The organism is Flexivirga alba (genome assembly GCF_042661025.1).
Classification (GTDB): Bacteria; Actinomycetota; Actinomycetes; order Actinomycetales; family Dermatophilaceae; genus Flexivirga; species Flexivirga alba.
This window is the reverse complement of sequence record NZ_JBHSWH010000001.1, coordinates 1,685,200-1,706,821: the sequence shown is the minus strand read 5'-3', so window position 1 is coordinate 1,706,821 and position 21,622 is coordinate 1,685,200. Positions and strand designations below refer to the sequence as shown.

Annotated in this window: 20 protein-coding genes and 1 pseudogene; 6 read left to right on the top strand and 15 right to left on the bottom strand. The window is 66.7% G+C overall.

The window, feature by feature from the left end; genetic code table 11:
- Position 1 precedes the first annotated feature (1 nt).
- Both ACFQDH_RS08295 and ACFQDH_RS08290 read right to left on the bottom strand, forming a co-directional pair.
- Complete coding sequence (locus tag ACFQDH_RS08295) at positions 2-1,318, bottom strand: cytochrome P450 (protein WP_382400242.1); 1,317 nt, start codon at positions 1,316-1,318, stop codon at positions 2-4.
- Between the two features lie 5 nt (positions 1,319-1,323).
- Positions 1,324-2,085, bottom strand: a complete 762-nt coding sequence (locus tag ACFQDH_RS08290) for an alpha/beta fold hydrolase (RefSeq protein ID WP_382400240.1) — start codon at positions 2,083-2,085, stop codon at positions 1,324-1,326.
- A gap of 53 nt (positions 2,086-2,138) precedes the next feature.
- Between ACFQDH_RS08290 and ACFQDH_RS08285 the strand changes: the two genes are divergently transcribed.
- From ACFQDH_RS08285 to ACFQDH_RS08265, 5 genes and pseudogenes are all read left to right on the top strand, one after another.
- Positions 2,139-3,041: a GNAT family N-acetyltransferase gene (locus ACFQDH_RS08285; RefSeq protein ID WP_382400238.1), complete on the top strand. Its 903-nt coding sequence runs from the start codon at positions 2,139-2,141 to the stop codon at positions 3,039-3,041.
- Between the two features lie 95 nt (positions 3,042-3,136).
- Entirely contained in the window at positions 3,137-3,565 is a 429-nt protein-coding gene (locus tag ACFQDH_RS08280; RefSeq protein ID WP_382400237.1) for a carboxymuconolactone decarboxylase family protein, read from the top strand.
- Positions 3,517-4,422, top strand: a complete 906-nt coding sequence (locus ACFQDH_RS08275; protein ID WP_382400236.1) for a sigma-70 family RNA polymerase sigma factor — start codon at positions 3,517-3,519, stop codon at positions 4,420-4,422. Before ACFQDH_RS08280 ends, ACFQDH_RS08275 begins: the two co-directional genes overlap by 49 nt.
- Before the next feature lie 144 nt (positions 4,423-4,566).
- Positions 4,567-6,441: a 2-oxoacid:acceptor oxidoreductase subunit alpha gene (locus tag ACFQDH_RS08270; protein WP_382400235.1), complete on the top strand. Its 1,875-nt coding sequence runs from the start codon at positions 4,567-4,569 to the stop codon at positions 6,439-6,441.
- Positions 6,438-7,522 (top strand): annotated as a pseudogene (locus ACFQDH_RS08265) (2-oxoacid:ferredoxin oxidoreductase subunit beta). The gene ACFQDH_RS08270 and the pseudogene ACFQDH_RS08265 overlap by 4 nt, the downstream one beginning before the upstream one ends.
- A 12-nt stretch (positions 7,523-7,534) precedes the next feature.
- On the opposite strand, the gene ACFQDH_RS08260 reads toward ACFQDH_RS08265, so the two are convergent.
- Positions 7,535-8,461, bottom strand: coding sequence for a hypothetical protein (locus ACFQDH_RS08260; RefSeq protein WP_382400234.1), 927 nt, complete (start codon positions 8,459-8,461; stop codon positions 7,535-7,537).
- Between the two features lie 153 nt (positions 8,462-8,614).
- On the opposite strand from ACFQDH_RS08260, the gene rarD reads away from it, so the two are divergent.
- A complete protein-coding gene (gene rarD / locus ACFQDH_RS08255; protein WP_382400232.1) occupies positions 8,615-9,583 on the top strand; it encodes an EamA family transporter RarD in 969 nt (322 codons plus the stop codon).
- Positions 9,584-9,588: 5 nt separating this feature from the next.
- Here the strand turns inward: rarD and ACFQDH_RS08250 are convergent, their stop codons facing one another.
- The 12 genes from ACFQDH_RS08250 to nuoI all read right to left on the bottom strand — a co-directional run bounded on the left by ACFQDH_RS08250 (position 9,589) and on the right by nuoI (position 21,610).
- Positions 9,589-10,131 (bottom strand): SRPBCC domain-containing protein, encoded by a 543-nt coding sequence (locus ACFQDH_RS08250; protein ID WP_382400230.1) that lies wholly within the window; start codon positions 10,129-10,131, stop codon positions 9,589-9,591.
- Positions 10,061-10,444 (bottom strand): ArsR/SmtB family transcription factor, encoded by a 384-nt coding sequence (locus ACFQDH_RS08245; protein ID WP_382400228.1) that lies wholly within the window; start codon positions 10,442-10,444, stop codon positions 10,061-10,063. Before ACFQDH_RS08245 ends, ACFQDH_RS08250 begins: the two co-directional genes overlap by 71 nt.
- A gap of 180 nt (positions 10,445-10,624) precedes the next feature.
- The gene (locus ACFQDH_RS08240) at positions 10,625-11,923 is read right to left on the bottom strand and encodes a D-arabinono-1,4-lactone oxidase (protein WP_382400226.1); all 1,299 of its coding nucleotides are present in this window, start codon (positions 11,921-11,923) and stop codon (positions 10,625-10,627) included.
- Entirely contained in the window at positions 11,916-13,094 is a 1,179-nt protein-coding gene (locus tag ACFQDH_RS08235; RefSeq protein WP_382400224.1) for an alanine racemase, read from the bottom strand. Before ACFQDH_RS08235 ends, ACFQDH_RS08240 begins: the two co-directional genes overlap by 8 nt.
- Entirely contained in the window at positions 13,091-13,693 is a 603-nt protein-coding gene (locus tag ACFQDH_RS08230; RefSeq protein WP_382400222.1) for a TetR/AcrR family transcriptional regulator, read from the bottom strand. The genes ACFQDH_RS08235 and ACFQDH_RS08230 overlap by 4 nt, the downstream gene beginning before the upstream one ends.
- An 80-nt stretch (positions 13,694-13,773) precedes the next feature.
- Positions 13,774-14,760, bottom strand: coding sequence for a polyprenyl synthetase family protein (locus ACFQDH_RS08225; RefSeq protein WP_382400220.1), 987 nt, complete (start codon positions 14,758-14,760; stop codon positions 13,774-13,776).
- Entirely contained in the window at positions 14,757-16,244 is a 1,488-nt protein-coding gene (gene nuoN, locus ACFQDH_RS08220) for an NADH-quinone oxidoreductase subunit NuoN (RefSeq protein WP_382404835.1), read from the bottom strand. Before nuoN ends, ACFQDH_RS08225 begins: the two co-directional genes overlap by 4 nt.
- A 53-nt stretch (positions 16,245-16,297) precedes the next feature.
- Positions 16,298-17,965, bottom strand: a complete 1,668-nt coding sequence (locus ACFQDH_RS08215) for an NADH-quinone oxidoreductase subunit M (protein WP_382400218.1) — start codon at positions 17,963-17,965, stop codon at positions 16,298-16,300.
- Complete coding sequence (gene nuoL, locus ACFQDH_RS08210; protein WP_382400216.1) at positions 17,965-19,860, bottom strand: NADH-quinone oxidoreductase subunit L; 1,896 nt, start codon at positions 19,858-19,860, stop codon at positions 17,965-17,967. The genes ACFQDH_RS08215 and nuoL overlap by 1 nt, the downstream gene beginning before the upstream one ends.
- Positions 19,861-19,882: 22 nt before the next feature.
- The gene (gene nuoK / locus ACFQDH_RS08205; RefSeq protein ID WP_325550996.1) at positions 19,883-20,182 is read right to left on the bottom strand and encodes an NADH-quinone oxidoreductase subunit NuoK; all 300 of its coding nucleotides are present in this window, start codon (positions 20,180-20,182) and stop codon (positions 19,883-19,885) included.
- A gap of 67 nt (positions 20,183-20,249) precedes the next feature.
- Entirely contained in the window at positions 20,250-21,044 is a 795-nt protein-coding gene (locus ACFQDH_RS08200; protein WP_382400214.1) for an NADH-quinone oxidoreductase subunit J, read from the bottom strand.
- Positions 21,041-21,610 (bottom strand): NADH-quinone oxidoreductase subunit NuoI, encoded by a 570-nt coding sequence (nuoI, locus tag ACFQDH_RS08195; RefSeq protein WP_382404833.1) that lies wholly within the window; start codon positions 21,608-21,610, stop codon positions 21,041-21,043. Before nuoI ends, ACFQDH_RS08200 begins: the two co-directional genes overlap by 4 nt.
- Positions 21,611-21,622: the final 12 nt, after the last annotated feature.

The window sequence follows — 21,622 nt, the reverse complement described above, 5'->3', positions numbered from 1 at the left end:
ATCACGCAGCCCAGCGGATCGGCAGCCGCTTGACGCCGCGCTGGAAGTTCGAGCGCAGCAACGCCGGCTCGCCGCCGAGTTGTATGGCGCGCGTGCGCCCCAGCACTTCACGAAAGAGATGCGCCATCTGCACGCGAGCAAAGTGTGCCCCGACGCAGACATGCGGGCCGTGTCCGAAAACTCTGTGGTTGTTGGGCTTTCGACCGATGAGCAGCTCGTCCGGACGCTCGAACACGGCCGGGTCGCGGTTGGCGCCGAGATAGGACACGACCACCTTGTCCCCCGCCCGAACAGAGGTCCCGGCCAGTGACGTGTCACAGGTCGCGGTGCGGCGGAAGGTCATCACCGGCGTCCACCAGCGCAGCAACTCGTCGACTGCGCCCGGGATGAGCGATGGGTCGTTGCGCAGCGCGGCCATCGCTTCCGGGTTCGAAAGCAACGCGATCATCGCTCCGGGCAGACCGTTGCGCAGCGTCTCGTTGCCCGCGACGGCGAACAGCCAGAACATGTTCTCGAACTCTTCGACCGAAAGCTCGCCACCGTCGTCGGTCCGCTGCGCGAGCAGGATCGACATCACGTCGTCTCCCGGATCGGCCCGCTTGGCATCGCCGAGCAGGTGCGCGTAGCGGTAGAGGTCCGGCATACCGTCACGACCGCGGGGGTCCGGCATCCGACCGTCGGCATCGGGCGAAGGACGCAGCGCGACGGCTTCGCGTGCCAGTGAAGTCCCTTGCCCTGCATCGAAACTCGCTGAGCTGGCATAGTCGGCGTCCAGGAAGCCGATCACCCGGTTGGACCAGTCGAACATCAACCCGCGATCCTGCGCCGGCACACCCAGAATGTCCGCGAGCGTGAGCAGCGGCAGGTCGGCCGCGACATCCTTCGCGAAGTCGCACTCCCGTGGCCCGTCGAGCATTCGATCGACAATTCCCTTGGCATGCCCGGAAATTCGCTCCTCCAGCGCGCGCACCGCACGCGGCGTGAACGACGCCGCGATCAGCTTGCGCAGCCGAGTGTGCTCCGGCGGGTCCATGTTGAGCATCATCCGGCGCACGTAGTCCAGGTCGCGTGGCGTTGCAGGGTCGCGGATCTGCGTGCCGCCGAGCGCCGAGGAGTACGTCGCCGGGTCACGCACGACTTCCGTGACCGGCGCGTGGTCGATCACCAAGTGGTAGCCGGAGCCTTCCGGTAGCCCGGGCAGTGCCGGCTCGTCAACCCAGTGCACCGGGCCGCTCGCCCTCAACTGCTCGATCAGCTCGAACGGAACTCCATGGGTGTACGTGTCCGGATCATGCAGCGCGGCAGTCGGATTCGCCATCCGGCTCAGACCAGTGCGTCGAGCGTGCGGTTGAGGTGGGACATGAAGTCAACCGGCGACTCATACATCGGGTAGTGACCGGCGTCGTCGATCACGTTCAGCTCCGCACCGGGGAAGAGCTGCAGCCAGGTCGCCTCGCAGGTCTGCGGGCCGAGGGCCGCATCGCGAGCGCCGGCGATGACCCGCAGCGGGACGCCGACCGCTGGCACCTCGGCGGAGAAGTCGGTCTTGCCCCACGACGGCAGGTAGGCGCCGAAGGCATCTCGCCGGGAGTTGGCCACCGAGAAGCGCACCATCTGCTGCACCCACTCCTGCGGGTGGACGTCGCCGGTGGTGATTCCGATGATCGTGGCGCGGTTCTCGTCCTTGTCTGCCGCGCCGTCGAACAATGCCCACGACTCGTCGTCGAACGGCAGACCGGTCGGCGGGACCGGTGACACGCCCACGAGGGCCGTCACCCGCTCGGGAGCGTCGGCGAAGGTGCGCATCATCGCCGTCCCGCCCATCGAGTGGCCGATCAATGCGTAACGCTCCCAGCCCAATTCGTCTGCGAGCGCCCGGGCATCCGCGCTGATCTCAGCGAGCGTGTAGTCGCCGGTCTCGTCCTTACGACTGCCGTAACCGCGATAGTCCAGGAACGCGACCGTGTAGCGCTCCCGGTCGAGGTGTTGTGGCAGATCGCCCCAGCCTTCGGCCGAGCCGAACCAGCCGTGCAGCGCAATCACCCGGACGGGGCCGGAGCCCACGAGAACGTGTCCAACCGTCATGTTCGAACGATAATGCGTAGCGGAGCTCAAATGCCTTGACTAGCGTCCCTCGTATGACGACTGGCTTTGCCATCCGACCGGCTCGACCCGAGGACGCCGAGGCCGTGGCAGCTGTCCGGCGGCTGGTTTTTCCCTACAAGGTCATGTCGGCGGGGATGGTGCGACACGCGATCACTGCCGAACGGCGCCGTGAGCGGTTCCTCTCACTCGTCGCCGAGCAGCACGGCAACGTCGTCGGCTGGGGCAACGCCGGCCTGAACATCTGGACCAGCACGCCCGGACAGGGCAAGGCGGCGATCTTCGTGCATCCGGATCATCGACAGGCGGGCATCGGCAGCGAGCTCTCCGAGCGCCTCCACCAGCACCTCGCCGACGCCGGCGCGCAGCGAACCCAGTCCTTCATCCAGCAGGACAGCTTCGGCTTCGCCGCCACGCGCGGGTATGACGAGATCCGCCGGATGCACTTCTCGGGTGTCCCGCTGACGGAGTTGCCGAAGCAACCGGAGACGCCGAACGGCATCACCCTGCGCTCGTATGACGAACTGGACCCGCGCGCCGCGTACACCGCCGAGATGCTCGCGTCCGTCGATGAACCCACCGACACACCGACGGACTCGATCGACTACGACGACTGGATCAAGGACTTCTGGAACGACCCGGCGATCGACAAGCGGCTCAGCTTCGCCGCACTCGCCGGCGAGGAGGTCGTGTCGTTCACCCTCGCCGAGACCGACGGCGACCGACTGTGGTCGGCGTTCAGCGGGACGGTCCCGCAGCACCGCGGACGCGGGTTGTCGAAGCTGGTGAAGTCTGCCGCGCTGCATCGCGCGGCCGACGCGGGTGTCGCGACGGCATACACCTCGAACGACGACCGGAACGGCGCCATGCTGACCGTCAACGACTGGCTGGGCTACCGACGCACCGCAACCGAGATCGGCGCCGCGCGCACGCTCTGAGCGGGTCGTTTTCGTGCTGTCACGTTTCGGTGATCGTCGTTCGTCATACCTTTGACAGAGCATCTCGTTAGAGAGGAACACCCATGGAACCGCGGATGAAGATCGCGAACGTCGTGCCGGAGGCCTACGAGAAGGTCATCGCGCTCGAGCAGTATGCCGCCGCCAACGTCGACCCCACGCTGTACGAGCTGGTGAAGTTGCGCGCGTCGATGATCAACGGGTGCGGGTTCTGCGTCGACATGCACAGCCACGACGCCATGAAGGCCGGCGAAACCCCGCAACGGCTCTTCGAACTGATGGCCTGGCGCGAGGTCGGTTGCTACACCGACAAGGAGCGCGCGGCCCTCGCACTCGTCGACCAGGTCACCCGGCTCGGTGAGGAGGGCGTGACCGACGAGGTCTGGGACAACGTCACCGACGAGTTCAGTGAAGCCGAAGTCGCCAACCTGCTGGTCGCGATTGCGACCATCAATGTGTGGAACCGTGTCGCCATACCGACCCGAATGCAGCCACCGAAGCGGTGACGCCCGCCGACTGCGGAGCCCGGACCACCGATCGTGCGGCGGCCTGGGCTGCGGCACGCGGTCGGATGCTCGCCCATGCCTACCGGATGCTGGGTTCCTGGCAGGACGCCGAGGACGTCGCCCAAGAGGCGTGGCTGCGGATGGCGGCCGCCGACGAGGTGCGCAGTCCGGACGCGTTCCTCACGACGACCGTCACCCGACTGGCGATCGACCGGCTGCGGCAACGACAGCGTCGCCAGGAGGACTACATCGGGCCGTGGATCGCCGAGCCTGTCGCCTCCGACTTGCTCCCTGAGGACGCGGCAATCGACCGAGACCTGTTGTCCCTGGCGGCGATTCAGCTCTTGGAGCGACTCAGTCCCCCGGAGCGGGCGACCTATGTGTTGCGTACCGGTTTCGCCTATTCGTTCCGGGACATCGGCGTCGTCATCGACCACACCGAGACCGCGTGCCGGCAGTTGTATCGCCGGGCGACAGCACGACTCGGCGCCGACGCACGCTTCGACGCCGACCCCTCGACCCACACGCGTCTGCTCGACGCGCTGCTGCAGGCGGCGCGCCACGGCGCACTGCGTGAGTTGGAGACGCTGCTCGCGCACGACGCGGTGCTGTGGGCCGACGGAGGCGGCAAAGTCAGCTCCGCTCTCAAGCCGATCAACGGCCCCGCCAAGATCGCCCGCTTCCTGGTCGGGATCACCCGCGAGACGGACGTGATCCGCGTCGTGGACATCAATGGCCAGCCGGCATTGGAGATCCACCCCGACGGTCTCACCAGGCTCGTCAGTCTCCGGGTGAAGGACGGGCGGATCGAGGAGCTCCTGCTGACCGGCAACCCTGACAAACTCCGCGCGACCTGAGTCTGACGTGGACGGCCGACCGGCCACAGCCGAAACCTCCAGCAGGCTCGAACTATAAGTTCGAGTTATGCCTTTCCACCCGGCTGTAATCAGTGGGAGCCGGCCGCGTAGATTTGGCCATAGAGGCCGATAGCGGGAGATTTCGTGAGCAACCTGAAACAGATCAACAGCGTCGTCGTGCGGTTCGCCGGAGACTCCGGCGACGGCATGCAGTTGACCGGCGACCGCTTCACCAGCGACTCGGCGGTCCTGGGCAACGACCTGTCCACGCTGCCCAATTTCCCCGCCGAGATCCGCGCGCCCCAGGGCACCCTGCCCGGCGTCTCGAGCTTCCAGGTGCACTTCGCCGACCACAGTGTGCTGACGCCCGGCGACGCTCCCGACGTCCTCGTCGCGATGAACCCTGCGGCGCTCAAGGCCAACCTCGGTGACCTCCCTCGCGGCTCGACGATCATCGTCAACACCGACGAGTTCAGCAAGCGCAATCTTGCCAAGGTCGGCTACACCGACAACCCGCTGGACGACGACTCCCTGGAGGCCTGGCAGGTCCATCCGGTGCCCCTCACCTCGATCACCGTCGAGGCACTCGCCGACTTCGACCTCGGCCGCAAGGACAAGGAGCGCGCGAAGAACATGTTCGCGCTCGGCCTGCTCTCGTGGATGTACACCCGCACGCTCGACGGCACCCGCGCATTCCTGACAACGAAGTTCGCCGATCAACCGGACATCCTGGAAGCCAACCTCGCCGCACTCCGCGCCGGTCATGCGTATGGCGAAACCACCGAGGCGTTCTCCGTCCAGTACGCGGTCGCTCCGGCACCGATGGAAGCCGGCACCTACCGCAACATCACCGGAAACGTCGCCACGGCATACGGATTGACCGCCGCAGCGCACCGCGCGAAGTTGCCGCTCGTGCTCGGCAGCTACCCGATCACCCCGGCTTCGGACCTGCTGCACAACCTGTCGCGCCTGAAGCACTTCGGCGTCACCACCATCCAGGCCGAGGACGAGATCGCCGCGATCGGCGCGGCGCTCGGAGCTTCCTTCGGCGGATCGATCGGCGTAACGACCACCAGCGGTCCGGGCCTGGCGCTGAAGTCCGAGACCATCGGCCTGGCAGTCTCTTTGGAGCTGCCGCTGATCATCATCGACGTGCAACGCGGTGGCCCGTCGACCGGACTGCCCACCAAGACCGAGCAGGCCGACCTGTTGCAGGCGATGTTCGGGCGCAACGGTGAGTCGCCCGTCGCGGTGATCGCACCCAACTCACCCTCCGACTGCTTCCACGCCGCCATCGAGGCGGTCCAGATCGCGACCACCTACCGCACCCCGGTCATCCTGCTGAGCGACGGCTACCTCGCCAACGGGTCCCAGCCGTGGCGCCTGCCGGCCACCATCGACGAGTTGCCCACGGTCGACGTTGAGTTCGCGACAGAGCCGAACGCCACTGATGCCAAAGGCAACCCGGCATTCCACCCCTACCTGCGGGACGCCGACACCCTCGCCCGTCCCTGGGCTGTGCCTGGCACCGCCGGTCTCGAGCACCGCGTCGGTGGCATCGAGAAGGCCGACGGCACCGGCGAGATCAGCTACGACCCCGCCAACCACGACCACATGGTCCGCACCCGGCAAGCCAAAATCGACGGCATCGCGGTCCCCGACATCGAAGTCGACGACCCGAGCGGTGACGCGAAACTCCTTGTCATCGGCTGGGGTTCAACATACGGACCGATCGCTGCGGGTGCGCGCCTTGCACGGGCCACGGGCGCCAAGGTCGCACGGGCGCACCTGCGGAACCTGGCGCCACTGCCGGGCAATCTCGGCGAGGTGCTGCGGTCCTACGAGCGGGTCGTGCTGCCGGAGATGAACCTCGGCCAGCTCGCCCTGCTGCTGCGTGGCAAGTACCTCGTCGACATACAGAGCCACACCGCGGTTCGCGGATTGCCTTTCACCGCAGCGGAAATCGCCGCAGTCATCGGCGAACATCTTGACGCATTGGGCGAAGGGAACCACGCATGAGCACCATCGATCTCGGTATGCCGGGCGCCACCGGCGTCGCCGGCGTCCCGCTACTGGCCGACGGCGAGAAGCAGACCAAGCGAGACTTCACCTCCGATCAAGAGGTCCGCTGGTGCCCCGGGTGCGGTGACTACATCATCCTCAGCGCGGTGCAGAGCTTCCTGCCGGAGCTCGGATTGCGTAGGGAGAACATCGTTTTCGTGTCGGGTATCGGCTGCTCGAGCCGCTTCCCCTACTACCTCGACACCTATGGCATGCACTCGATCCACGGGCGTGCGCCGGCGATCGCGACCGGGCTGGCCACAAGTCGCCCGGATCTGTCGGTCTGGGTCGTCACCGGTGACGGCGACGCACTCTCGATCGGCGGCAATCACCTGATCCATGCCCTGCGCCGCAACGTCAACCTGAAGATCCTGCTCTTCAACAACAAGATCTACGGGCTGACCAAGGGGCAGTACTCCCCACCTCGGACGTCGGCGCGGTGACCAAATCGACCCCGCTCGGTTCGGTGGACCGACCCTTCAATCCGGTGTCGCTGGCGCTCGGCGCGGAGGCGACTTTCGTTGCGCGCACCATGGATTCGGACCGCAAGCACCTCACCGAAGTGCTGCGTGCCGCAGCACAGCACCGCGGGACGGCCCTGGTCGAGATCTACCAGAATTGCCCGATCTTCAACGACGGCGCATTCGATGTCCTCAAGGACGCCGACCAGGGCGAGGGGCGGATCCTGCGACTGGCCGACGGCGAGCCGGTGCGAGCCGGCGAGGGCGACCAGGCCCGGGTCGTCATACGCAATGCGAGCGGCGGACTCGAATTGGCGCGCGAAGCAACGGCCGACCCCGCGCAGGTGCTGCGCCATGACACATCCGCGGACGACCCGTCCACTGCATTCGCGCTCTCCCGCCTCGACGGTGCGGACATGACGAGCGTGCCGATGGGCATCTTCCGCAACGTGCAGCGACCGACGTATGACGACGGTGTGCGCGCCCAAGTCGCGGCAGCGTCGCCGGCCGGACCGGCCGGCGACGAGGAACTACTGGAGCTGCTGCGTGGCAAGGACACCTGGAACGTCGCAGGCTGACAACGAGGAGGGTCAGTCGGTAGCGCCGGCGGCAGCCACCCGTTCCTGGTCCTCCCTCGTCGGGAACGCATACCAGCGCACCGCGAATTCGCGGGTGTGCCCGTTCGGCTCGGCGTGCAACTGCGCATAGCGCATCACCAGGTCCAGATATTCGTGATCGAACCTGGTCAGGTCACGTTCGGTGAGCAACATCCGCGACCGGCTGCCCTTCGTCCAGTCAGCGAGGACGGCGCGCTGTGCCGCTGCCCACTCGAAGAGCTCCAACTCCTGCTGCAGCTTGCTGTCGTAGAACGACTCGATCGTCTCCCGGTCAGCCGGGTCCAGGGAGTCCGACGCCGGACGCAGCAACGAGATCGGCACAGCCATCCACCGACCACCTCTGCCCCGCCGGACCTGTCGCGAGCGCCGCAAGCCGCGCAGCGTCTCGTCGACCAGCGACGGCTGCAGACCGGTCACCTCCACGATGCGGTCCGCGGTCGCCGGCCCCTCACCGAGCAGGTCCAGAACCTGCGACGTGCTGGGCCGACGCTGCAGCTGCACGTCCTCCGCAGTGATGGTATGGCGCGCCATACCGCCGGAAAGCAGTTGCCTGCCGGAGAGCAAAAGGACTGCAGCCAAAGGGATTTCGACGATTGCGGCCGAGGCGAAACTGACCCACACATCGTCCGACCCCCAGTCCAGCACGATGTCGAACCAGGCATCGCAGACCAGCAGTGCGGCGGTCGCCGTCATCACCGACGTCGCCATGCGGTGCCGATGTTGGCCCAGCCAGAGCGCGGTCGCGAGCAGGAGCAGCAGGCCGATGTCGAAGCCCACCCACGCAACCCGCCAGCCGTCGGCCTCACGGCTGGCGGGCAACGTGTGCCCGAGGTAGGCCGTCCACGGCAGCAGCACTGCCGCACAGAGCGCGAGGAGGACCAGGAGGAGGCGGCGGGTCATGAGTCAACGGTATGCCGCACCCGGCACAACCACACTCGGTGACGCCCCGGGCGGATCACCCATCCCGCCGGAGCGCAACGCTGCAGTGACGCTTCACGGTCGTGAAGGAGATTTCGCTGGTGCTTCATGATGGTCGTGCGCGACAGTGAGAGGATGACAGCCGTGCGCGCCACCTCGACGAAGACTTCCGCCCGGGAGCCCTCGGCGAGCGACGGCAACGGCGCGGCATACGGCTTCACCGCGTATGTGATCTGGGGCGCCTTCCCGCTCTACTTCAACGCACTCAAGCCAGCGGGCGCATGGGAAGTGCTGTCGCACCGCATCGTCTGGACCCTGGTCGTCTGCCTGGTGGCACTCGCGGTCACTCGCAACCTGTCGTTCCTGCGGCGGTTGGCCGCCAATCCACGCCAACTGGTCGCCACGTCGCTCGCCGGACTCTTCATCGCGGTCAACTGGACGGTCTACATCCAGGCTGTCATCACCGGACACACCGTCGAGGCCGCGCTGGGCTACTTCCTCAATCCGCTGGTCACGGTCGGCCTCGGCGTGGTCGTGCTGCACGAGCGGTTGCGCCTGCTGCAGTGGGTCGCCGTCGGCGTCGGTGCGCTCGCCTGTGTCTACCTGGCCATCGACTACGGCCGGCCGCCGTGGATCTCGATCGTCCTCGCGCTGTCGTTTGCCAGCTACGGCTTCATGAAGAAGCGGATCGGTGGGTCGCTCACCGCCATCGAGAGCCTGACCGCCGAGAGCGCCGTGTTGACGCCCATCGCGATCGTTGTCCTGATCGTCGTCGGTATGACGGGCAACTCCACCTTCAGCGGGCACGGGGCGAGTCACTCCCTGCTCCTGCTCGCTGCGGGAATCGTGACAGCGGTGCCGCTGCTGCTCTTCGCGGCCGCGGCCAGCAGGGTGCCACTGGTGACGATCGGCTTGTTGCAGTTCATCACCCCGATCCTGCAGCTGCTGTGCGGCGTGCTGCTGCTCGGCGAGCACATGCCCTTCGCACGCTGGATCGGGTTCGGCATCGTCTGGGTTGCGTTGGTGCTGCTGACTTTCGACTCGGTCAAGGCCGGCGCCCACGCTCGGCGGCTTGCCCGGGCGGCCGAGAACTGCGCAATCTGAATCGCTCAGACACCGGCCTTCTCGTAGACCGGGATCAGCTCCTGGAAGCGGGTGTCGAACGCGGCCGCCGGACGCTGGTCGGACCAACCGCCGGGGTGAACCGGCTTCCCGGTGGAGAGCGTCGTGGCCAGGTCTTCCAGATGTGACTGCCAACCGGCGCAGTAGAAATGCAGCTTGTCCGCCGGCAGGCCGCGTTCCTCGACCACCAGCCGCGTCTTGGATCCCTCGGCGGTGAGCCAGATCTCGGTCTCGCTGTCGCCATCGAGATCGTCCCGCTGCTCCGATGACTCAGGGACCGAAGCGACCAGCAGATGACGCGGCGGGTCGCACTCCACGATCTTCGATGCGCCTGAAGCGGTGCTCGTGTAGGTCGCGTGAATGACGCCGCCGGGTCGCAGGTCACCCTCGACCTGTGCGATCCAGCGTGCCAGCCGCTCCGGCTTGGTGCACGCCTCCCACAAGTCGTGGATATCGGTGTCATAGACGTCTTCGACACGGACCGCACCGCTCGTTTCGTTGAGCTTTCGTGTCGTGGCAATGGTTTTCACTTGCGGGCCTTCTTCCCTCTGGCGATTTCGGTATGCAGTGCGTCGAGGCGGTTCTGCCAGAGGGCTCGGTAGTCCTCCAGCCAATCATCAACTGGCACAAGCGCTTCCGGACGCAGCGCATAGATCCGTCGTTGCGCCTCGTGACGAACGTCGACCAGGCCGGCCTCCTCAGCACCCGCAGGTGCCGAGAGACGCCTGGCCGCGCGATCGGCAATGCGTCGGCCAGTTCCCCGGCCGTCGCCTCGTGATCGCGCAGGATCTCCAACACGGTGCGGCGACTCGGGTCGGCCAGCGCCTGCAGAACTGCGTCCATAGCAGCAATGTACCAATATGGGTACGTACCCGCAAGGGTACGCAGATGAAAGTCCCGAGCCACACACTCGTCGAGAGGCTCACAAGCGCCTCGAGAGGCTCAGAAAAACCACATCGATCGGCTCGTGTTTCTGAGCCTCTCGGTAGGTTTCTGAGCCTCTCGACGGGTTCGCGGCGCGGCTTACCCCAGGACGCGGTCAAGGTAGGGGTTGCTGAAGACACGCTGCGGGTCGAGGCGATCTCGCAGCGCGACGAAGTCGTCGAACTTCGGGTAGCGAGAACGCAATTCGGCAGCACCGAGGTCGTGCATCTTGCCCCAGTGCGGGCGCGCGTCGAGGCCATCGAGCATCGACCAGAACGCCTCGAAATAGCGACGGTGGTCGCGCGCGACATACTGATGTATGGCGATGTAGCCCGTCTCCCGCTCGTATGCCGTCGACATCCACAGCTCGTCCGGCGCGGCGAATCGCACCTCGACGGGGAACGTCACGACCTCGACCTTGCGCGCCAGCCAGGACCGCAGCTCACGCAGCACCTCCGGGACTGCATCCCTCGGTATGGCGATCTCGGTCTCGCGGAAGACGACGTCCCGCTCGGAGGCGAAGACGCGGTAGGACCAGTCGGTGAACTCGCGACGGGACAACGCCCGGGCAGACACCTGGTTGACCGCCGGGATGATTCCCGGCGCACGGGTCGCGGCCTTGTTGAGCACACCGAAGAGCTTGTTGGACAGCAGGTCGTCGTCGAGCCGACTGCGCCAGGCCGGCAGCGGCGCGCGCTCCGACTCATCGTCGAGGCGGGTGTTGCTCTTGGTAAGCACCCGGTCGGTGTGCGGGAACCAGTAGAACTCGAAATGGTCTGTGCTGTCGACGCGTTCGGTCAGTCCGTCGAGCGTCTCGTCGAGGGCGGCCGGAGCCTCCACCGCATGCAACAGGAACTTCGGAACGCACTGGATCTCCAGTGCCGTCACGATGCCGAGCGCACCCAGGCTCAGCGCGACCGCGGGCAGCAACTCGGAGTTCTCCGACTCGTTGACGGTGAGCAGCGAACCGTCGGCCCGGACCAGCTCGATGCCGGTCAACTGCCCGGCCAGGCCGGTGAAACCGGCCCCCGTGCCATGGGTTCCGGTCGACACCGCACCCGCGATCGTCTGCCGGTCGATGTCACCCAGGTTGGTCATCGCCAGGCCGCGACGCTGCAGCTCCGGGCCGAGGACGTGCAGCGGCGTGCCGGCGTGCACCCACACGCGGCCCGTCGACTCGTCGACCGAGCGGATCCCGGAGAGCCGGTCCATCCGGACCAGCACGTCGGTCGGCTCCGCGATGCCGGTGAACGAGTGACCTGCCCCGACCGCCTTCACCCGCCGCCCGGCAAGCATCGATTCCTCGCACAACAGCTGCAGGTGCGGGATGTCGCGCACCAGGACCGTCTCCTCCGGTCTGCTGGTGACGGTGCCGGCCCAGTTGCTCCACTCAGCCAAAGTTCTGCCCTTCTCCACGGTAGGTCGGCATCCGATCGACGATCGCACCGTCACGCACCAGCACGATCTCGTTGAAGCGTTCACACATCTCGCCGGCCTTGGCATGGCGGAACCACACCAGGTCACCGAGCTCCAGGCCGCGGGCTCCGTTGCCCCGCACCGGAGTCTGCACTTCGCCGGCCCCTTCGGTCCGGATCAGGGCCAGGCCCTTCGGGTGCACCGGTCGTGGTGTTCGAGAGGGGCCGGCGACGCCGGAGGCGGCATACCCGCCGCTGAACGCCACTGCGACATCGCGCCGCGGTTTGCGCACCACAGGGGTGGCGAAATAGGCGGCCGGCTGCAGATCCGTGTCGTCATACCCGTCGAACAACGTAGGTGTGAAAAGCCCTGACCCTGCTGCGAGTTCGGTCACCGAGCTGTCCCAGTCGGCGTGCAGGCTGCCGGTGCCGCCAGCGTTGACCAGCTCGAGCTTCGTGTGCTGCTCCACGGCCGCTCGCACCTCCTGGCGACGCACCCGCAGGTCGTCGGCGGACTTCCGCTTCACCAGTCGTATGGCGGGACCGGTGTCCTGCATGCCGGCGATCTGCGCGTCGTAGAACATCAGACCGATGAGCGCCAACGAATCGAAACCTGCTGCCAGGCGGGCGAATTCGCCCGCCTCGTCGGGTGTGTGCACGCTGGAGCGGTGCACCCCCAGGTGCACCGGACCCAGGTCGAGCGAGCTGTCGATGTCGAGACAGACCCGCACCTGCGCACCTTGCGCTGCACGGCCCAACAACCGCAGATGGTCGGGCAGGTCGGCCATGAAGGTGACCCGCTCGCGCAGCATCGGGTCCGCCGCGACGGCGGAGACCGTCGCGACGTCGACGGTCGGGTAGGCGACCAGCACGTCTTCGACACCGTGCTGCGCCAACCACCGTGCCTCGGCCGCCGAGTAGGCAAGAACACCGTGGTAACCGGGCTCCGCAAGCACCTTGTCGATGAGCCCACGGACGCGAATCGACTTGGAGGCCAAGCGAATCGGCAGGTCACCGGCCCGTGAACTCATCTCGGCCACGTTGTGATCGCAGGCGTTCAGATCGAGCACAGCAACCGGTGCGCCGACACCCGACACGGCATCCCACACAGCGGTCCCCCGGCGGTCCCGACGCCGCGGTATGCCGAGCCTCATGCGGACGCACTCCCCTGGTCGAAGAGTGCTGCCAGCAACCGCGCGAAGGTCTCCAGGACGACCTGCGCCTGCGCGTCGTCGCTGGTCACGATCCACGCGAGGCTCACGCCGTCGGTCACGGCGATGATCAGGCGGGCGAGAACCTCCGGCTCCACGGGCAACTCGCGCCCGAGGTCCTCGGCATACGCACGCAGCGCACCCAGGACGGCGCCATACGCACGATCGAGCAGCCGGCGGGCGATCTCTCGGCTGGCTTCATCGCCCCGCGAGAGGTGTGCGAGCAGTTCGTAGATCAGCAGCTGACGACGGCGATCACTGCCGATCTGCTCCCAATACGCGCGGAACGCGGCGAAGAGGGCTTGGTCGGTCGGCAGTGCCTCCAGCAGGGCGACATCGATGCTCGGCTGCTCGATGCTGTCCGCGACAGCGCTGATCAGCGCGGCCTTGGACCCGAAGCAGTAGTGCACGGTGCCGAGCGGCACGCCCGCTTCGTGGGCGACGCGGCGCACGGTCGCGGCGTCCAGTCCCTCGGCGACCGCGACCCGCACCGTCGCGTCGATCAACTCGACTCGGCGGTCTTTCGCAGACAGGCGTGGCATGCCGGCAAGTCTAGTCACGAACTTGGACGGTCGTCCACGAAATCTCGATACGCTCCCCCGCTACTCGACCACCTTGATGGTCACACCGTCCGGGACGCGACCTGTCCGGGTAGTGCGCGCAGCACGGTGAGTGCGTCACTGTCACCCAGCGGCTCGAGCAGCGCAACCGCCTGCTCCGCCACGGATGCTGTATGGCGCTTGGCCTGCTCCAAGGCCGGGTGGGCACGCAACAACTGCAGCGCCTCCGCGTGCTCGGCGTCATCCGTGAGAGGTCGCGACACGAGGTCCTTCAGCCGGCCATCGGCAGGGTCCTTCGACGCGCGGACGTAGAGCACCGGCAACGTGGTGACACCCTCGCGCAGGTCCGTGCCGGGCGTCTTGCCCGACTCGTCGGACACGATGTCGAGCACGTCGTCGGACAGCTGGAAGACCATGCCGACGTATTCGCCGTACTGCCGCATCAGCTCGACGGTCTCCGTCGAGCAACCGCCGAACATCGCGCCATACCGAGCGGCGGTGGCGATCAACGAGCCCGTCTTGTCCGCCAGCACGCCGAGATAATGCTCCATCGGATCCGCGTCAGCCGGAGCCTGCCGGTCGTCGCGGATCTGCCCGGCGCACAGCCGGACGAACGTCTGCGCCTGGATCCGCGCGGCTTCGCTACCGAGCCCGGCCACGATCTCCGACGCACGACCGAAGAGCAGGTCGCCCACGATGATCGCGGTGATGTTGTCGTACTCCGCGTTGACGCTGGCCTTGCCGTGCCGTCGCTCGGCGGCGTCCATGACGTCGTCGTGGTAGAGCGAGGCTATGTGGGTCAGCTCGACCCCCACCGCGGCGTCCGTGACGGCGTCGTTGACACCGGTGCCCAGCTCCGAGGCCAGCAGCGTCAGCAACGGGCGGAAGCGCTTGCCACCGGTCAGCAGATGCTGCGAGGCACCGGCGATGAACTCGTCCTCGTGCTGCACCACCTCGGCCAGCCGCGACTCGACCGCGACCAGCCCGTCGGTGAGCCGCTCGGCCAGCGCATCGCTGGCCGACGGCATCAGGGACTGCGCTTTGTTCATCGGATGAAGAGCGAGGAGTGCTGCGCCAGGTTCAGCAACGGCGCCGGCGCCACACCCAGGACCAGCGTGGCGAGCGCGCCGATCGTCACCGCGACACCGGTCAGCGGCGACGGGATCAGCACGTGCGTGTCACCGGTCGGATCGGAGAAGTACATCAGCACGATGATCCGGATGTAGACGAACGCGGTGACCGCGCTCATCAGCATCGCGATGACGACCAGCCAGGTCGACCCGTGACCGACCGCACCGGAGAACAGCGCGAACTTCGCGGTGAAACCGGACGTCAGCGGTATGCCGGCGAAACCGAGCAACAGGAACGAGAACGTCGCCGCGAGAACCGGGCTGGTCTTGCCCAGGCCGGCCCACTGCGACAGGTGCGTCGCCTCGGAGCCGGCGGAGCGCACCAGCGGCACCATGCCGAAAGCGGCCAGCGTGGTGAAGCTGTAGGCCACCAGATAGAACATCGTCCCGGACAGGCCGGTCTTGTTCAGTGCCACCACACCGACCAGCAGGAAGCCGGCGTGCGAGATGGAGCTGTAGGCCAGCAGTCGCTTCATGTCGGTCTGTGTCACGGCGAACACCGCACCGACCACCATCGTCAGCACCGCGACGATCGCGATGACCGGCTGCCAGTTCCAGCGCAGGCCCTCCAGCGCGACGTAGAACAACCGCAGCATGGCACCGAAACCGGCAACCTTGACCGTGGTGGCCATGAAACCGCTGACCGGGGTCGGGGCGCCCTGGTAGACGTCCGGCGTCCAGGCGTGGAACGGCACGGCACCGACCTTGAAGAGCAGGCCGACGGCGACCAGCAGGACACCCGGGATGAGGATGTTGTCCTTGCCGCTCACGGTGCCCAAAGCGTCGGCGATGCCGCTGAACTTGATGCTGCCGGTGGCGCCGAAAACGAGCGCCGAGCCGAACAGGAAGAACGCCGAGGAGAACGCGCCGAGCAGGAAGTACTTCAGCGACGCCTCCTGCGACAGCAGCCGCCGGCGCCGGGCCAGCCCGGTGAGGATGTAGAGCGGCAGCGAGAGCACCTCGAGCGCGATGAACATGATCAGCAGGTCGCCCGCGGCGACGAAGAGCATCATGCCGCCGACCGAGAAGAGCACCAGTGGGTAGACCTCGGTGGTCGTGGCCCCGAACCGGACCGCGTTGGTCTCCATCGGCGAGCCGGGGACCGAAGCACCCGACTGGGTGAACGCGTCCGCCGACTTGGTGTCGAACCGCTCGGCCATCATCATGACCGCGAGGAACGACAGCACCAGGATGGTGCCCTGCAACAGCAGCGCGGGACCGTCGATGACCACCGCGTCGGCCGCGGTGATGCCCTTGTTGTTGCGCGAGATCAGCACCAGCGTCAAGAAGCTCGCGACGAGGCCGACGAAGGTGACGCCGAGTTGCGTCCAGTAACGCTGCGCGCGGGGCACGAAGGCCTCGACGAGGACACCCACCATGGCCGCACCGAAGATGACGAGCATCGGCACGACAGCGGCATACGAGATGTGTGCCTGGGTGAAGGTGGCGGGCGTGGTCACTTGCTGCTCCCGTCTGTGGTGACGCCGGCATGCGGTGCCGGGTCGTGAACATGGACGTGCTGCAGCGTCGAGGTGACCGCCGGCCTCAGCAGGTCGAGCGCGGGCTTCGGGAAGAAGCCGAGCACGACCATGAACGCGATCAGCACGCCGGCGACGACCCGCTCACGCAGGTTCAGATCCTGTATGGCGGAACCCCGGACCTTGGCAGCGTCCGGTACGTCCTCCTTGGCGATCTCCGGCTCGTCGAAGAGCGTGTCGGTGATGCCGGTCGACGGGCGCAGGCCGCCCTCGCCCAACGCGAGGGTTCCGTCGGCCGCGGCCACCAGCTCCTGCTTCGGGCCGGTGAAGACGTTCTTGTACATCAGCAGGATGTAGAGCGCCGCGAGCACCACCACGGTGACCGAGATGCCGGCCGCGACCGGGTAGCGCTGGAAGGTGCCGACCAGGACCAGGAACTCGGAGACGAAGGAGTTCAGGCCCGGCAGGGACAGCGCCGACAGGCCAGCGGTCAGGAAGACACCGCCGAGGATCGGGGTGGTCCGCTGCCAGCCGCCGTAGTCGGTGATGTTCTTGCTCTTGCCGCGGACGATCAGGAAGCCGACGAAGAGGAACAGCGCCGCGGTGGTGAAGCCGTGGTTGATCATGTAGAGCTGCGAGCCGATCATCGAGGTCTGGGTGACCGCGAAGATGCCCAGCACGATCAGCCCGAAGTGGCTCACCGAGGTGTAGGCGATCAGCCGCATCATGTCGTTCTGGCCGATGGCCGCGATCGCTCCGTAGATGACCGAGATGACGGCCAGGATGATCACGACCGGCGTCGCCCACTTGCTGGCGTCCGGGAAGAGCTGCAGGCAGAAGCGGATCATCCCGAAGGTGCCGACCTTGTCCAGCACCGCGACCAACAGCACCGCAACGGCCGGTTTGGCCTCGGTCGCGGCGTCCGGCAGCCAGGTGTGCACGGGCCACATCGGGGCCTTGATCGCGAAGGCGAAGAAGAAGCCGACGAAGAGCAACCGCTCGGTGCCCTGGGAGATGTGCAGCCCGGTCAGCGAGCTGACCAGGAAGCCGTGGTCGCCACCGGGACCCTGCTGGTAGAGCGCGATGACCGCGACCAGCATGATCAGGCCGCCGAGCAGCGAGAAGAGCAGGAACTTCATCGCGGCGTACTGCCGGCGGGCACCGCCATACAGCCCGATCAGGAAGTAGATCGGGACCAGCATCGCCTCGAAGAAGACGTAGAAGAGGAAGACGTCGGTCGCCGCGAAGACGCCGATCATGAAGGTCTCGACGACCAGGATCAGCGCGAAGTAGGTCTGCTCGCGGCGTCCGCGCTCGGGCACGTCGTTCCAGGCGGCCAGCAGCGCGATCGGCACCAGCACGATGCTCATCAGGATGAGCGCGAGCGCCATACCGTCGACACCGAGGGCGTAGGAAACGCCGAATTGCGGGATCCACGAGTGGGTTTCGGCCAGCTGGAACTGCGGGTGGCCGCCGCCGGTCTTGAACTGCGTCGCGGCGAGGATGCCGACCACCAGGGTGAGCAGCGAGAACGCCAGCGCGACGGGTCGCACGTTGCGGGCTGCGCCCTTGGGCAGCAATGCGATGACGACCGCACCGACCAGGGGTATGACGCCGAGCGTCGTCAGCCAGGGAAAGTCAGTCATCACTGCACCACCCACAGGGCGCCGAGGATTGCTACGACGCCGAGGAGCATCGTCAGGGAGTAAGTACGCACGTATCCGTTCTGCATCTTCTTCAGTCGAGCGGAGCTGCCGCCAATGCCGGCTGCCGAACCGTTGCCCACGCCGTCGACGACCTTGTTGTCGAAGAAGACGAGCGCGCGGGTCAGGTGGAGACCTGGACGTTGTATGACGGCCTGGTTGAAGTCGTCCTGACCGAGGTCACGACGGGCGGCCTGGGTGAGCGGCGAACCGACCGGTGGAGTGACCGGCACGTCGTCGCGCCAGTACATCCGCCACGCCATGGCGATGCCGATCACCATCAGCACGAAGGTTGCCACCATCAGCGGGGCGGCGCCGAGGACGTGCTCGCCGCCTTCGTGCTTGCCCACGACCGGCTCCAGCCAGTCGGTGATGATGCCGGTCGGGCCGAGGATGAGACCGAGGAAGGCCGAGCCGACGGCGAGCACCATCATCGGGATCGTCATGGTCAGCGGCGACTCGTGCGGGTGGACGTCCTCGGTCCACCGGCGCTTGCCCATGAACGTCATGAAGAACATCCGCGACATGTAGAACGCGGTGACACCGGCGGCGATCAGGGCGGTCAGGCCGAAGACCCACGGCTTCCAGCCGCTGCCCTCGAATGCTGCCTCGATGATCTTGTCCTTGGACCAGAAGCCGGACAGGCCGGGGAAGCCGATGATGGCCAGGAAGCCCAGCCCGAAGGTGACCCAGGTGATCTTCATGACCATCCCGAGTCCACCGAACCGGCGCATGTTGACCTGGTCGTTCATGCCGTGCATGACCGACCCGGCACCGAGGAACATCCCGGCCTTGAAGAAGCCGTGCGTCACCAGGTGGAAGATCGCGAAGGCGTAGCCGACCGGGCCGAGCCCTGCGGCCAGCACCATGTAGCCGATCTGCGACATGGTCGATGCGGCGAGCGCCTTCTTCAGGTCGTCCTTGGCACAGCCGATCACCGCTCCGGCGAACAGCGTGATTGCGCCGACGATGCAGACCGCGAGGCGGGCGTTCTCGGAGGCGTTGAAGATCACGTGGCTGCGCACGATCAGATAGACACCGGCGGTCACCATCGTTGCCGCGTGGATCAGGGCCGACACGGGTGTCGGGCCGGCCATCGCGTCGCCCAGCCAGGACTGCAGCGGGAACTGCGCGGACTTACCGCAGGCGGCCACCAGCAGGGCGAGTCCCATCGCGAGCAGCGTGCCCTTGCCGGCGTGCGCGACACCGGCGTTGACGCCGGCGAAGTCGAGCCGGCCGAACGCCCAGAACATCACGAACATCGCGATGAGCAGGCCCATGTCGCCGATGCGGTTGAGGAAGAAGGCCTTGTTGGCCGCGGTCGCGTAGGCCGGGTTCCAGTTCCAGAAGCCGATCAGCAGGTATGACGCCAGACCGACGCCTTCCCAGCCGACGAACAGCAGGAGGTAGGAGTCCGCGAGGACCAGCAGCAACATGCTGGCGACGAAGAGGTTGAGGTAGGCGAAGAACCGGCGCTTGTCGGGGTCGTGCTCCATGTAGCCCAGCGAGTAGACCAGGATCAGCGACCCGACGAAGGTGATCAGCATGACGAAGGTCAGCGACAGCTGGTCCAGCAGCAGACCCGCGTCGAGGTTGATCTTGCCGGCCGGCAGCCAGGAGTAGAGGTGCAAGTGCATCGCCCGGTCGTCGGCAGGCTTGCCGCGCAGTTGCAGCAGCACCAGCAGGCCGATGACGAACGAGGCCCAGGACAGCAGCACCGCGAGCAGCGGCCCTGCCTTGTCCAGCTTCTTCCCGCCGATCAGCAGCAGGGCAGCGCCCAGCGCAGGCAGGCCGATCATCAGCCAGCCGATTGATGCCACACCTGTGGCGTCATGCATGGTCACAAATACTCCCTCAGACTCACAGCTTCAGCAGGTTGGCGTCGTCGACCGACACGGACCTGCGGGCGCGGAAGATGGCCATGATGATCGCGAGGCCCACCACGACTTCCGCGGCGGCCACCACCATCACGAACAATGCGATCACCTGACCGTCGAGCGACCCCTGCATGCGAGCGAAGGTCACGAAGGCGAGGTTGGCGGAGTTGAGCATCAACTCGATGCCCATGAAGACGATGATCGCGTTGCGACGCAGCAGCACGACGGCGCTGCCGATCGAGAACAGGATCACCGACAAGTAGATGTAGCTGGTGAGCGTCATGATTTTGCCGCCCCTCTTCCCTTCGCTCCGGGCCTCACTACGTTCGTGTCCTCACTCAGGTCGGGGCTCATGAGCGCTGGTCACCGACTTCCTTGCTGCTCATGTCGCCGGCTTCGCCCTCGATCTCCTGGGCGGCCGCGACGTAGGACTCGGCGGACCCGACCTGGCCGCGTGCCTTGAGGACCCGCTGCACCGAGGCTTCGGCGGGCGTGCCGTCGGGCAGCAGCGCCGGGACGTCGGCCGCGTTGTGCCGGGCGTAGACACCCGGCACCGGTAGGCCGGCGACGAATTCGTTGCGCCGGACCCGACCTCGCGACCAGTCGGCCTGGGATGCCTTGGGATGCAGCCGCTCACGGTGGGCCAGCAGCATCGCGCCGATCGCCGCGGTGATCAGCAGCGCCGAGGTGACCTCGAAGGCCCACACATAGGGGCCGAAGATCAGGTTGGCCAGCCCGCTGACGTTGCCGGTGTCGTGGTTGACCTTGGCCAGGCCCTTGGCGCCACCGAAGCCGATCTTCCCGACGCTGACCAGCAGGCTGATCATCACCGCGAGCGCCAGCAGCAGGCCGGCGACACGTTGTCCCTTGATCGTTTCGACCAAGGAGTCCGAGGAGTCGACGCCGACCAGCATGACGACGAAGAGGAAGAGCATCACGACCGCGCCCGAGTAGACGAAGACCTGGATGATGCCCAGGAATTCCGCCTGCTCGGCGATGTAGAACACCCCGAGCATGACCATGGTGAGCGCCATACCCATGGCGGCGTGGACCGCCTTGCGAGCGAACAGCAGCGCCAGCGCACCGACGACCGCGAGCGGGGCGCCGAAGAAGAACAGCGTTGCCTCCGCACCACCTAACCTCATGCGGTCTCCCCTTTACCCTCGTGCTCGGCCACCCAGTCCTGCTGGGCGGTCGTCGCGCCGGTCACTTTGCCCTGGTAGTAGTCGCGCTCATCCATGCCCTCCACCATCGGGTGCGGGGCCGGCGTCATACCGGGCTGAAGGGGTGCGAGCAACTGGTCCTTGGTGAAGATCAGGTCGGCGCGGTTGTTGTCGGCCAGCTCGTATTCATTGGTCATCGTCAGCGCGCGCGTCGGGCAGGCCTCGATGCACAGTCCGCAGAAGATGCACCGCAGGTAGTTGATCTGGTAGACGCTGCCGTAGCGCTCGCCCGGCGAGAACCGCTGCCCCGACTCATCGTCGTTGTCGGCGCCCTCGACGAAGATCGCGTCAGCCGGGCAGGCCCACGCGCACAGCTCACAGCCCACGCACTTCTCCAGGCCGTCGGGGTGCCGGTTGAGCTGGTGCCTGCCGTGGAAGCGCAGCTGGGTGGGCCGCTTCTCCTCGGGGTACTCCTCGGTGGTGACCTTGCGGAACATCGTCGAAAAGGTCACACCGAAGCCGGCCACCGGTGCGAACAGCTCGGACAGGAAACCCTGTCC

What these genes read in the sequence shown, in the direction of transcription:
- ACFQDH_RS08295 (WP_382400242.1), bottom strand. Translation starts at nt 1,318, where the DNA reads ATGGCGAATCCGACTGCCGCGCTGCATGATCCGGACACGTACACCCAT.
- ACFQDH_RS08290 (WP_382400240.1), bottom strand. Translation starts at nt 2,085, where the DNA reads ATGACGGTTGGACACGTTCTCGTGGGCTCCGGCCCCGTCCGGGTGATT.
- ACFQDH_RS08285 (WP_382400238.1), top strand. Translation starts at nt 2,139, where the DNA reads ATGACGACTGGCTTTGCCATCCGACCGGCTCGACCCGAGGACGCCGAG.
- ACFQDH_RS08280 (WP_382400237.1), top strand. Translation starts at nt 3,137, where the DNA reads ATGAAGATCGCGAACGTCGTGCCGGAGGCCTACGAGAAGGTCATCGCG.
- ACFQDH_RS08260 (WP_382400234.1), bottom strand. Translation starts at nt 8,461, where the DNA reads ATGACCCGCCGCCTCCTCCTGGTCCTCCTCGCGCTCTGTGCGGCAGTG.
- rarD (WP_382400232.1), top strand. Translation starts at nt 8,615, where the DNA reads ATGACAGCCGTGCGCGCCACCTCGACGAAGACTTCCGCCCGGGAGCCC.
- ACFQDH_RS08245 (WP_382400228.1), bottom strand. Translation starts at nt 10,444, where the DNA reads ATGGACGCAGTTCTGCAGGCGCTGGCCGACCCGAGTCGCCGCACCGTG.
- ACFQDH_RS08235 (WP_382400224.1), bottom strand. Translation starts at nt 13,094, where the DNA reads ATGAGGCTCGGCATACCGCGGCGTCGGGACCGCCGGGGGACCGCTGTG.
- ACFQDH_RS08230 (WP_382400222.1), bottom strand. Translation starts at nt 13,693, where the DNA reads ATGCCACGCCTGTCTGCGAAAGACCGCCGAGTCGAGTTGATCGACGCG.
- ACFQDH_RS08225 (WP_382400220.1), bottom strand. Translation starts at nt 14,760, where the DNA reads ATGAACAAAGCGCAGTCCCTGATGCCGTCGGCCAGCGATGCGCTGGCC.
- nuoN (WP_382404835.1), bottom strand. Translation starts at nt 16,244, where the DNA reads ATGCTCGTCATCTTCGGTGCGGCCATGGTGGGTGTCCTCGTCGAGGCC.
- ACFQDH_RS08215 (WP_382400218.1), bottom strand. Translation starts at nt 17,965, where the DNA reads ATGACTGACTTTCCCTGGCTGACGACGCTCGGCGTCATACCCCTGGTC.
- nuoL (WP_382400216.1), bottom strand. Translation starts at nt 19,860, where the DNA reads ATGCATGACGCCACAGGTGTGGCATCAATCGGCTGGCTGATGATCGGC.
- nuoK (WP_325550996.1), bottom strand. Translation starts at nt 20,182, where the DNA reads ATGACGCTCACCAGCTACATCTACTTGTCGGTGATCCTGTTCTCGATC.
- ACFQDH_RS08200 (WP_382400214.1), bottom strand. Translation starts at nt 21,044, where the DNA reads ATGAGGTTAGGTGGTGCGGAGGCAACGCTGTTCTTCTTCGGCGCCCCG.